Source organism: Flavobacterium sp. GQ95 (assembly GCF_059758655.1).
In genome coordinates this window covers 783,274-795,574 of record NZ_JCAXEB010000001.1, presented here as the reverse complement: position 1 = coordinate 795,574, position 12,301 = coordinate 783,274, and the positions used below count along the sequence as shown (strand labels likewise).

11 protein-coding genes and 1 pseudogene are annotated in these 12,301 nt (G+C 32.3%); 5 read left to right on the top strand and 7 right to left on the bottom strand.

Going from position 1 to position 12,301, the window contains the following annotated elements; genetic code table 11:
- Together AC6CH4_RS03425 and AC6CH4_RS03420 are read left to right on the top strand one after the other, a co-directional pair.
- Positions 1-1,584, top strand: coding sequence for an MFS transporter (locus tag AC6CH4_RS03425; RefSeq protein WP_498100174.1), 1,584 nt, complete (start codon positions 1-3; stop codon positions 1,582-1,584).
- Between the two features lie 252 nt (positions 1,585-1,836).
- Positions 1,837-2,364, top strand: a pseudogene (locus AC6CH4_RS03420) (HAD family hydrolase); the annotation flags it as partial.
- A gap of 289 nt (positions 2,365-2,653) precedes the next feature.
- Here AC6CH4_RS03420 and AC6CH4_RS03415 read toward each other — a convergent pair.
- The 4 genes from AC6CH4_RS03415 to AC6CH4_RS03400 form a co-directional block, all read right to left on the bottom strand.
- A complete protein-coding gene (locus AC6CH4_RS03415; protein ID WP_498100172.1) occupies positions 2,654-2,971 on the bottom strand; it encodes a hypothetical protein in 318 nt (105 codons plus the stop codon).
- Between the two features lie 144 nt (positions 2,972-3,115).
- On the bottom strand, positions 3,116-3,538 hold the full coding sequence (locus AC6CH4_RS03410) for a hypothetical protein (RefSeq protein WP_498100170.1): 423 nt from the start codon (positions 3,536-3,538) through the stop codon (positions 3,116-3,118).
- Positions 3,539-3,614: 76 nt separating this feature from the next.
- Complete coding sequence (locus AC6CH4_RS03405) at positions 3,615-4,271, bottom strand: 3-keto-disaccharide hydrolase (protein WP_498100168.1); 657 nt, start codon at positions 4,269-4,271, stop codon at positions 3,615-3,617.
- 532 nt (positions 4,272-4,803) lie between these two features.
- Positions 4,804-5,034: a helix-turn-helix domain-containing protein gene (locus AC6CH4_RS03400; RefSeq protein WP_498100166.1), complete on the bottom strand. Its 231-nt coding sequence runs from the start codon at positions 5,032-5,034 to the stop codon at positions 4,804-4,806.
- Between the two features lie 86 nt (positions 5,035-5,120).
- Here AC6CH4_RS03400 and AC6CH4_RS03395 point away from each other — a divergent pair, with 86 nt between their 5' ends.
- Positions 5,121-5,354, top strand: a complete 234-nt coding sequence (locus tag AC6CH4_RS03395; protein ID WP_498100164.1) for a hypothetical protein — start codon at positions 5,121-5,123, stop codon at positions 5,352-5,354.
- An 85-nt stretch (positions 5,355-5,439) separates the two neighbouring features.
- Here AC6CH4_RS03395 and AC6CH4_RS03390 read toward each other — a convergent pair whose 3' ends face one another.
- Entirely contained in the window at positions 5,440-5,856 is a 417-nt protein-coding gene (locus AC6CH4_RS03390) for a hypothetical protein (RefSeq protein ID WP_498100162.1), read from the bottom strand.
- Positions 5,857-5,882: 26 nt separating this feature from the next.
- A complete protein-coding gene (locus AC6CH4_RS03385) occupies positions 5,883-6,644 on the bottom strand; it encodes a hypothetical protein (RefSeq protein ID WP_498100160.1) in 762 nt (253 codons plus the stop codon).
- Positions 6,645-6,995: 351 nt separating this feature from the next.
- Here AC6CH4_RS03385 and AC6CH4_RS03380 point away from each other — a divergent pair, with 351 nt between their 5' ends.
- Complete coding sequence (locus AC6CH4_RS03380; RefSeq protein WP_498100158.1) at positions 6,996-8,321, top strand: phage integrase SAM-like domain-containing protein; 1,326 nt, start codon at positions 6,996-6,998, stop codon at positions 8,319-8,321.
- Here the strand turns inward: AC6CH4_RS03380 and AC6CH4_RS03375 are convergent.
- Entirely contained in the window at positions 8,318-8,617 is a 300-nt protein-coding gene (locus AC6CH4_RS03375) for a helix-turn-helix domain-containing protein (protein ID WP_498100156.1), read from the bottom strand. The genes AC6CH4_RS03380 and AC6CH4_RS03375 overlap by 4 nt on opposite strands.
- A 271-nt stretch (positions 8,618-8,888) precedes the next feature.
- Here AC6CH4_RS03375 and AC6CH4_RS03370 point away from each other — a divergent pair, with 271 nt between their 5' ends.
- Positions 8,889-12,095, top strand: a complete 3,207-nt coding sequence (locus AC6CH4_RS03370) for a type ISP restriction/modification enzyme (RefSeq protein WP_498100154.1) — start codon at positions 8,889-8,891, stop codon at positions 12,093-12,095.
- Positions 12,096-12,301: the final 206 nt, after the last annotated feature.

Here is a 12,301-nt window from a genome sequence, read left to right as displayed (position 1 = left end):
ATGGAAGATAAAAGCATTTTTAAATCCTGGGTTCCAAAATGGGCAATCATTATTATTTTGTTTGTCTGTTTGCTGCATTCCATGATTTTATTGGGAGTTTATACTTCAAACGTAACCTACGCGGCAAGTTTTCTGGACATTGAACCAGAAGATTTGCAGTTTGCGATGTGCGTGACATACGGAACTTTGCTGGCCACAATTTTGATCGAAAGCCGATTTTCGAGTTTTTTCCCTGCAAAGAATTATCTGATGGCGGTTTATTCGGTAATCGGAATTACGATTATTTCATCGGCGTACATTACCAACTTTTATCTTTTTTTACTGCTGCGAGTTGTCGAAGGAATTTTAATGGCGCTTCCGGTAATTACGATCAGACAATTGCTGATCGAGCAGTTTAATTCTAAAAACGCGATTATAATTGGTTTCTCCTTTTATTACGGTTCATTGTTATTGTCAACGCCATTTATTATGAATATTGCCGTATGGTTTCTTGATCATTATGATTGGAAATACATGCTGTATGTTTCGGGCGGACTTCAGGTTTTGAATGTCTTTTTGATCCTGGTGACTTTTAGAGGGCATAGAATCACAAAGAAAATTCCACTGTATCAAATTGACTGGCTGAGTTATATTTTGGTTTTAACCGCCATTCTTTGTGGTGCTTACTTCTTTGTTTATGCAGAGAAAAAATACTGGTTTCAGTCTTCTGAAATGGTTTTAATGTTGATAATTGCCCTGATAACAGGAGGTTTGTTCATCTTTAAAGAGCTTTTGGTAAAAAGACCAACTTTTAATTTTGAAGTTTTTAAATATGCCAATTTGCGCATTGGCTTTCTATTATTTTTCCTTTTTTATATCAGCAGAGCAACGCTAAGTCTTTGTCATTCTGCGATGTTCTCCATTTGGAATTGGGATCCGTCGCGCGTTGCGGGCGTGCAATACATTAACGGATTAGGAAATGTAATCGGACTGATTTTGGCTGCTTATTTTTTGATGAAATCCGTTTCGACCAAAGTTATTTTTATCATTGGATTTTCTCTTATTGCGTTGTTTCATTTCTGGTTTACGTTTCTGTTTGTACCCGATGTGGCTTTATCAGATATTATAATTCCGTACATTTTGCAAGGTATTGGAGTTGGATTTTTATTCGTTCCGTTAATCTTGTTTACCACATCTTCCGTTCCGGCTAAGATGGCGGTTTCTTCGGGAATTGTTGGTGTTTCTGGACGTTTTTGGGGAAGTACAATTGGATTTTGTGTTATGCAGAATGCAATGGTATTTTTAAACAAAAAACACTTTTTAAAACTCAGTCAGTTTGTAACCGGCGAAAGCCCCGAAGCACAACAAACCATTGCGTCAACAGCACAGAGTTTTATGGCAAAAGGATATTCGCTTGACGAATCAAATACTTTGGCGCTTAAAAAAGTTTTCGGAACCATTACCAAACAATCCACTTTATTGGCAGATATGGAGATTTATACCATTGTTGGTTATGGTTTGGTTGTTTTGATTATTCTTATTGCATTAAATCAGCATTTAAAAGAGACCATGACTTTGGTTAAGAGCAAGATTTGGATTGGCTGATAAAAGTTTTTTTTGTTTCAGGTTTCTCCTCATTTTTGTCATTTCGAGGAACGAGAAATCCTCGCGAGAAGCTCGACAAAGATTAGATATTCGTTGTGGAGTTACTTGCGAGGATTTCTCCTACGTCGAAATGACAAACAGTACGTTCAATCCATTTATTTAATAACAAATCTTTATGAATCTCTGCGAGAAACCTCCGCGCGACTCTGTGAAATTAATTATCTTGCGACCGTTAAAAAAACAAAATATATAATGAAGCAGCAATGTGTTATTTTTGATATGGACGGCGTGATTTGTCACACGAATCCACATCATGCAAAAGCTTTCGAGGCGTTTTTCGATAAATATGAAATTCGGCATTCAGAACAAGAATTTGAAGAACATATGTACGGAAAACATAACGGTTATATCATGTCGCATTTCTTTAAGCGTGCGATTACCGGAGAAGAACTTACAAAACTGGAAGACGAAAAAGAAGGAATGTTCCGTGAGGTTTATAAAGATAAAGTCGAAACGATTCCGCATTATTTGGATTTTTTAAGCGAATTGAAATCTCGTGGTTTTAAAACGGCTGTTGCAACATCTGCGCCACGCGCGAATTTGGATTTGATTGCGAACGTCTTAAAACTAGATGAAAAAATGGATTCAATGATGTCAAGTGAAGATGTAAAACATCATAAACCAAATCCGGAAGTATATCTAAAATCGGCAGAACGTGTTGGCGTTTCTCCTTCGGATTGTGTTGTTTTCGAAGATTCTTTTTCGGGCGTTACAGCGGGATTAAATGCAGGAATGAAAGTGGTTGGCGTTTTGAGTACGCATACAAAAGAACAATTGCCTCCTTGTGATTTTTATATTAATGATTATAGTGAGGTTAATGTGGAGAAGATTTTGGAGTTGTTGAATAATTAAGACCTGTTTTACGCATCGTGTGTCATTCTGAGGAACGAAGAATCACACTAGCGACTCGACAAAGATTGGCGACATTCTGTATGGAGTTCCTTGTGTGATTCTTCGTTCCTCAGAATGACAAATATTGTGCTTACTGTATTGGTTTAGACCTCCAGATCTATTTCACAGATTTTAAAAACGTTCTTGGAACATCTAGAAACTCCTGATAGCAAGTATTACTTGGACAATTATCATTTAATTTTGAATGTTCTGCGATTCTGATACTTATCGTTTCTTTTCCTTCATCAGTTCCTTTGTAAATCTCCCCAACTTTAAAAGTTCGTCTGACTATTCCAACAACACCGCCAACGGTTATAGTAGCAGAATATTCAGCTGTAAATTGAAAATCTCCGCTTGCAGGTGTAGGTGTGCTTTCATCAGAGTTACAAGAAATTATTCCTAAAGTCAGAATAAAGAAAAATAGAATTTTTTTCATAAGTATCTTTTTTTATTAGATGCTTAATTATCAAATAGGTTGCGTCTAATTATGATTTTTTTGAAGACTATTAAAATAATTAAAATTCGATAAAGAAATAAAAGATTTCTTTTGAATAGCCTTCAGTTTTAACGAGAGATTTTTTTAGTTTTCTTCCCAAAACATTTTTTTATTGTGCTCTACGAGATATAAACAGACATTTCCTTTTTCATCTATTTGTTTTTTTAAATCAAAGCTATAGGATCCTTTAGATTTTGTATTTCTTCCTGTACCGCACCAGCTCCAATTGAGTTGATGTATTTTTTTATTATTTATAATCGAGCTAATTTGCTCGTATGGTAAGTCATCATCAAATCTAAATTCTTTAAAGTCGATATATTCTGTTGAACCATCACTTTTCAGATGTCCAATCAAAGTTCCGGCGACAATTAATGAATCAAGATCTTCTCCGGTTTTGTTGTGGAATTTTATATGAATGTTTCTAAAATTTATAAAACTACTTAAGATGATTAAGCTTAATAAACCCACAATAAACAGTTCGATCTTTCTCTCTTTGGATATTTGCATCTCCTTATAAATGAATTTGTTAAAATGTGAATTTATAAATTTTTTACATAACAGGTAAAAGGCTTTAGCCGAAAAATTATTCGTTCTTAATCGATTTTATCTTAATGTTCCTGAAATCAATTGGCGAGCGCTCATAATTCAAAGAAATTTTACCTTCTGTCGAAGAAGCCTCCGTGCATTCATTTACCAATTTCCCGTTTAAATATTGTGTAATTTTTCCGTTATAAGATTTAATAACAATAGCATTCCATTCACCATACGGATTTTCATTAGCTAAAAACTTAGGAGAAACTACACTTGCACCGGCTTCAATTAATTTTCCATTTACTTTTGCCGTTACCTGATCGAGGAAAATAAAATCTCCCGTAGTATTTTCTTTTATTTGAAATTGAATTCCTTTCGGCCAGATTTTGTCAGAGCCATCTAAAGGAATATTATACATTACACCGCTATTTTTTGTGCTGGTTGTTTTGTATTTCTCTTCGAGATTCCATCTGTATTCTAAGGTAAGTTCAAAATTTTTATAGCTTTTTTTGGTCATTAAACAGCTATTGTCATTTCCATGCATGCGAATCATTCCGTCTTTAAACTCGTAAATATCTGATGGTTTCTGCTGTGCTGTATTGGTTTTAGTAAAAGCATACCAATCGTCCATTTCCAAGCTTTTTTGCTGAACGAGACAGGAGCTTAAAATAAAAAGAACAATAATAGCAAAAGTTGATTTTTTGAACATAGGGAAAAGTTTAAAGCTGATTGATGATTAGTAAAAAGTAAAAATAAGGATACCCGCTAATATAAAAAATAGACTTTTCTGTTTTTTTGTTTTGAAACGGTTTTTAAACCATATAAGGAATATAAGTTCATTTAAATAAAATGAGCATAATAATGTTCAGTTTTAATTGGAGATTTTTTATGGTTGAAAGGGAAAAGCTTGAGCCGAATTTATGCGATTACAAACATTAAAGCCATATATAAAAAGACAGATAAGCTTAATAGAATCCATAGAATTTTGTGAACGATTTTCATTCTTAAATCCCGAATAATTAAAATAGAGTTTACCAAAGAAAAAAGGATAAGAAAACAACTTAAAAATAAAGTTATAGTACTAACAGATGCGTATAGCCAAAGAAATTCACCTGAACCTCTAAACCTTGAAACAAGTTTGTGTATTATACCACTTAGTAAAAATAAAATTGGAATCAGAATTGCAAATTGCTGTGTTTCATCAAGATTTCTATATTTTTTCAATAGAATGTTCTTCATTATTATTTTAAAGGGAAATCAAACAATTCCTTAGGCTCAACATCTAAAGCATTGGCGATTTTTACAAGAGTTTTTATGCCAGTATTTAGCTTGCCAACTTCCAATCGTGCTATTTGAGATTTGGTAATATTGCAGTCGTCGGCCAAACCTTGTTGGGATAAGCCTTTCTTTTCACGCAGCTGTCTAATGTGAATTCCAAGATTTACAATAAAAGTTTCTTCTGAAATATTCATATTTCAAAAGTCACAAGATTTATTTTGTTCATGTAGGCAAATTTGCCTACAATTTATTATATTTGACTGATCAAAAAAATAAGACAATGACTACAGAAAACCTTTCCAAAGAAACTGAAATCAGATTAATAGAATTCTTCACAAAGACTATTAATTCTGAAGATATGGCAAAGACAATACGACAAGTAAATTATGTTCTTTCGTTATGCGCAATTAGAGGCTGCGAAACCATAGAAACTGAATTCAACAATCTTGAAGATAATTTTTATTGGCTGAATAAATTGGCGGAAGTTTTGGATCCTTATTTGGAGGTTGAATGAAGTAAAGTATGTTTTCGGACAAACATTGCAAGTTACCTTGTGATTTTGATGAAAGCCTAAAAAAGTATTTAAAAGAAATTAATTTTTAATAATAAATTAAATAGTATAAAAAAAAAGCGGTTACACTGAATGTCGTAATAATGCTTAATAATGAATAGAAATTTGTTCTTGTGATTCTTTTTCCATGCGAATCATATTTGTCGAATGGTTGAGTTTTAATAGATGATTCAAATCTACTTTTCTCCATCATTTCGTATTCAATAAATATAAGGAAGCAAAGATTTAATATGGGAATAAAAATTGTTTTTACTGGGATTGGATTTTCAATTTTTGATAAAGCAAAAAAGCCAGCGATTAAAATATTATTGAATACAAATAGTTTATCATGAATTCTGTCAAAATGCTTTAGAATATTTTTTAATCCTTCTTCTTCTGTGCGAGTGAAGTTACGGTCAATTCTTTCCTGTTCTCTTTGAGATTCTTCAAAATCAAAATCTTCCATAATTGTTATTTATTTTTATCAAATCATTAATTTTGGCTATTTACAAGTCTATAGAATTTCTTTCCAGTCTCAGTTATTGAATATAAACTGTTGGATTGTTTATGAATTATATCGTAAGATTCTAATAATGTTAAAAATTTACCACTTACATCTGTTTTTTCCACAGGAGAATAATCTCTTTGGATATAATCGATAATATTTTCATATTCTTTAAGTTCCTTTGGATTATTTCTTACTCTATTAGCAAAAATAGATAATTCATCATTAGAATTTATATTGTCGTTTGAATTATTAAGAAGCTTTTCTAAAGTTACTGTTGGTTCTTTTTTTTGATACTCTTGTATTTGTAAATTTAGATGTTTTATTTCTAGGTTCTTATCTTCTACTAGCTTTGCAAATCTTTCTTCTTGTTTAGATATTTGTTCTCTTAATTCAATTGATTGTTCGATACTTAAAAGTTGCTTCTTGTCTACAATGTTTTTTTGATCAACTCTCCACTTATTAAATTTTAGAGATAACCAATATGCACCATTTGTTATAAATGGAACTATCGTAATGATAATTATCGATGAAACAAAGGGAAAAATAAGGATATTTCCTATGCTTGAAAAATTATTGACTATATAATCAATTTTGTTTGAATCAATTTTATCTTGAGAAACAAAAAAAGTTAAATATATAATTTTCCAATTCCATATAGACCATGAAATTATAAAAGAACCATAAAAAGGACTAGTAGTTCTTTCATATATAATCTGATCAAAAGACTTTTTTAAATCGGCTATCATTTTTGTGATTATTTAATAAATTGTTTTATAGGACTATATTTTATTTCTTTTCAAATGTAATTATAGAAAAGATAGATGCAGTGTTGTAGCAGATTGTTTATCAACAACTTTAACAACAAAAAACAAAACGAAGTAAAAACAAAAAAGCTCCTGAGTTATCTCAGAAGCTTTTTCAGTGCGGATAATAGGCGCACAAGTATGTATTTACATGCAAATCCATTCGAATCCAGTTATTGGAAAACCCTTATTTTTCAATGTATAACAAGAGTTTAGATTTTTATTCTCGCACTGACTAGCACATTTATACATAAATTAAGGGGGAAATACGGGGGAAAAATATATCTTTGAATTATGGCAACAGTTAACTTTAAGATACAGAAAGACCCTAAGTCAGACCCTACTCAGATTTATGTAAGATTCAAAGGTAATGGTTTTGATAGAGAAGCTCCCATTGGAATTTTGGTTTCAAAAAAAGAATGGAGTCAACCAAAACAAAGAATCAAAACGACTTTTGATTCTGACAGCACCAGAAACATGATTAACAGTCAATTGACGGAGCTTAAAGCAGAAATAATCAATCAATACAATGAGGATAGTCATAATGGTATTGAAATTTCTATCCAATGGTTAAAGAATCTTATTAATGTTTTTCATAACAAACCTAGCTCAAATGAAGGTGACGCAAAAATATTCTTAACCGCCTTCTCTGATAAATTTTCAAAAGACGCCGAAAACAAAACAAACGTAAAGACAGGTGAAAAGTTGAATATAAGAACCATTCAAGACTATCAAAATTCATCTAATAAATTAAAATCCTTTGAGTCATATGCTGGAAAAAAACTAAAAATTGATTCAATTGACTTAGTTCTACATAAAGAACTAATAGATTATCTAAGGTCTGTTGAATTATTAGGAGAAAATACGATTGGTGGTATTATTGACAATCTTAAAGCTTTTCTAAGAGAAGCACAAAAGATAGGATTGAAGGTAAATCCAATTTTTAAAGACAAAAATTTCTTTTCACCCTTTTTAAAAACAAAAGACATTTATTTTGATGAAGAAGAAATTTTAAAAATAAAGGAGCACCATTTTGAAATTAATACCTACTTAGACAATGCTAGAGATTGGCTTATTATTGGTGTGTGGACAGGTTTGAGAGTTTCTGACCTTTTAACTTTAAATAAAAAAGATTTTAAAAATGGATTCATTGACAATATAAATTTTAAGACCGAAATTCCTGTAACTATACCAATCCATCCTTATATAAAGGAAATTTTAGATAAAAGAAATGGTGAATTACCTAGAGAAATAAGTGAGCAAAAATTCAATGACTATATAAAAGATGTTGCAAGAGAAGTTGGATTTAAAGAAAAGGTCATTGGCTCAAAAACGATGGAAATAAAAGACGAACAAGGAAAGCCAAAATTAGACATAAATGGCAAAAAAATCCATCGTAAAGTTGTTGGGTCTTATTATAAATATGAATTGGTCAAGACCCATATTTGCAGAAGGTCTTTCGCCACCAATTTATACGGCAAAATAGACACTTTAACGATAATGAAAATCACTGGGCACCAAACAGAAAAACAGTTTTTATCTTACATTAAAACAACTGAAAAACAACATGCTGTTAGACTAAGTGAACATTGGGCAAATTACTATAATGAAGCACTCTAGCTCAGAGACCTCATATACTCATTAACATCAGAGTTTTTAAACTTCACACTCCTACCTAGACCACATTTTTTTAATTTACCCTTAGTTACAAGATTGTCAACTTGACGAACCGATATTCCTAATTTTCTTGCTACTTTAATCTTATCCAACAAATAATCATCGAAATAATAATTTTTCGATAATTCTTCCAATAAGTTATTTTTAAACTGTTCGAATTTTATTGCTGTAAGTCTTTCGACTTCATTGTTAATTTGCGTTTGTAACGCTTCTTGATTAATAATACTACTAGTTAACATGACACACAGCTACCACATCTCAGTTTTTTATAAAGGTAGCGAGAGTTATTTTTCCTCAATTAGAGGCTTTAAGAAGATTACCTTCTCACTAGTAGCCAAAATAAAGAATCAACCCAAATTGACTAGAAATAGCATTCAGAGTGCTATCCTTACGAAGATACGAATTTAAATTGATAGTGTCAAGTAGCCAATCGAAAAAAGTTACGTTACAGGCTCTTCTATATTCAAAATATTAAGGAAAAAGCTATATTAGCCAAACAAAAATTTTACCATGACCATCCAACAATATCTGACTAAAATCGAAACGCTCTATAAAACAGGAAACGCAAGAGAACATTCTTATCGTGGCGATTTGCAAAATCTTATCATGGCAATTTTGCCAGATGTTCTGGTAACAAATGAACCTGCTAGAGTTGCATGTGGAGCACCCGACTATGTTTTGACCCGTAAGGACATTCCCGTGGGTTATATTGAAGCAAAAGACATTGGAGTTGATTTGGGTAGCAAGACATTAAAAGAGCAATTTGAACGCTATAAATCAGGATTGTCAAATTTGATTTTTACTGATTACATGGATTTTCATTTTTATAAAGATGGCGAACTGACCACCAAAATTGCGATTGCTAAAATTGAAGATGGTGTCATCTTGCCATTAACGGAAAATTTTGAACAATTTTCTGAACTGATTAAAAACTTTGCATTAACTGTTACTCAGAGCATCAAATCGCCAACCAAACTGGCTCAGATGATGGCGGGAAAAGCAAAGCTGATGGCGAGTGTGATTGAGAAATCTTTGAACATTGACGACCAACAAGAACACCGCTCACAGCTAAAATCACAAATGCTTTCGTTTCAACAAATGTTGATTCACGACATAGACAACAAAGCGTTTGCCGATATCTATTCGCAAACTATAGCTTACGGAATGTTTGCGGCTCGCTACCACGACCCAACTTTGCCGACATTCTCACGAATGGAAGCGGCTGAGCTTATCCCAAAATCAAATCCGTTTCTTAGAAAATTATTTCAGGACATTGCAGGTTTTGACCTTGATACTCGTTTGACATGGATAGTGGATGAATTGGTCAATATTTTTCTTGCTTCGGATGTTGCACAGATTATGAAAAACTTTGGTAGAAGTACCAAACAGGAAGACCCAGTAGTTCACTTTTACGAAACTTTCTTAGGAGAATACAACCCCGCATTAAGAAAAGCTCGTGGAGTTTGGTACACGCCTCAACCTGTAGTAAATTTTATTGTTCGTGCCGTTGATGATATTTTAAAGACTGAATTTGATTTACCGCAAGGTCTAGCTGATACAAGCAAAATCAAAATCAAGAAAAAAGCAATAACCCAAACCAAAGCTAAGGACGCCAAAATAAAAGAAGTTGAAACTGAAGTTGAAGTACACAAAGTACAAATTCTAGACCCAGCCACAGGAACAGGGACATTTTTAGCTGAGGTTGTAAAGCACATTCACAAGAAATTTGAAGGGCAACAAGGTATTTGGAGCAAATATGTCACCAAAGACCTTATTCCTCGTTTGAACGGCTTTGAGTTATTGATGGCATCATACGCAATGGCACACCTTAAAATGGATATGTTACTGACCGAGACAGGATACAAACCAACAGACGAGCAACGTTTCAGGATTTTCTTAACCAACTCCTTAGAAGAAGCCCATCCTGATACTCAAACATTGTTTAGCTCTTGGCTTTCTGATGAAGCCGACCAAGCTAATGCCATAAAACGTGACGCTCCTGTTATGGTAGTTATGGGAAATCCTCCTTATAGTGGTGAAAGTGCTAATAAAGGGCAATGGATTATGAACCTTATGGAAGATTATAAAAAAGAACCAGGCGGAAAAGAAAAACTAAGAGAACGTAATCCGAAATGGATAAACGATGATTATGTGAAATTTATGCGGTTTGGTCAATACTTTATTGACAAAAATGGGAGTGGTATTTTAGCATTTATTAATCCACATGGATTTTTGGATAATCCAACTTTTAGAGGAATGCGTTGGAGTTTACTACAAAGCTTCGATAAGATTTATACTGTCGATTTACATGGTAATAGTAAGAAGAAAGAAACCTCTCCAGATGGTTCAATTGACCAAAATGTTTTTGACATTATGCAAGGTGTATCCATAAACCTTTTAATTAAAACAGGGAAAAAGAAAAAAGATGAACTTGCGCAAGTTTATCAATACGATTTATTTGGAAAGCGAAATTTGAAATATGATTTTTTAACTAACAACAATATTAATTCTATAAATTTTAATTCTTTAAGATTAATAGAACCTAACTTTTATTTTAAAGCTAGTGATGTAGAAATCGAAAGTATATACAAAAAATTTATGCCTTTGAACGAGTTATTCATAAAATCAACAATTGGAGTACAAACTCACAGAGATGAATTAGTTGTTGATTTCAATAAGAATAATTTAGTATCTCGCATAAACTCAATTTTTGATTCAACTGAGTTAAATCCTCTAATAAGTAAGCATAATATTAAAGAATCAAAAAGTTGGAATTTAGAATTAGCAAGAAATAAAACTAAAGAATTCAAAATAACGGAAATTAGAGAACTTTGTTATCGTCCTTTTGACAATCGATTCATTTATTATAATGACAATTTTGTTGATAGAACAAGAAGAATAGTAGGAAAAGAAATTATGAGAGATAATTTAGTTTTAAATTTTCCTAAAATTGTAAAAGTAAATTGGAATCATTCCCTTATTACAAAAGCGATACCAACAGCAATTTCTATGGATATAAACGGTACTTATTTCGCACCACTTTACCTTTATCCTGAAACTACTGCCCAACAAACATTAGATGGCAATATTCAAAGAATCCCTAATTTAAATACAGAAATTGTAAAACAAATTGCTGAAGGAGCAGAAATGTCTTTTACCAATGAAAAAGAAGGAACACCAAATACCTTCGCTCCAATAGATTTGTTGGATTATATCTATGCTATTTTGCATTCACCAAGTTATCGAGAGAAATATAAAGAGTTTTTAAAAATTGATTTTCCACGTGTGCCGGCTCCGCCGGACAAGATTAAATTCTGGGAATTAGTTAAATTAGGTGGAGAATTAAGAGGAATCCATTTGTTAGAAAGTTCTATAGTAGAAAAGTACATCACCCAATATCCCGAAGATGGTGACAACATGGTTACAAAATCCAAGTACGAGCAACGTAACTTTGTAGTTGAAAACGATACTATTTCACATAACGACACCCCTGAACCTATGGGAAGAGTTTACATAAACGATACCCAGTATTTTGAGAATGTTCCAGAAGTATCTTGGAACTTTTACATTGGTGGCTACCAACCTGCTCAAAAATGGCTCAAAGACCGTAAAGACCGAGAATTGAGTTTTGAGGATATTTTGCACTACCAAAAAATTATCGTGGCTCTAACGGAGACTGATAGAATTATGAAAGAAATTGATACGATTGAAATTTAAGACATGGCATCTAGTGATGTAATGAAGATATTTAATAAAACCGATAAATTAGATACTTTACAGAAAAATCCAAAAGTTAGAATCGGTGTTTATTATAAATAGTACTCAAAAACTTAAAACAACCTTTGACCAAAATATCGAAGGTTGTTTTTTTAATTATAAAGTAATTTTGAAAAAATATTCAATATAAGTAACACCTGTTAAAT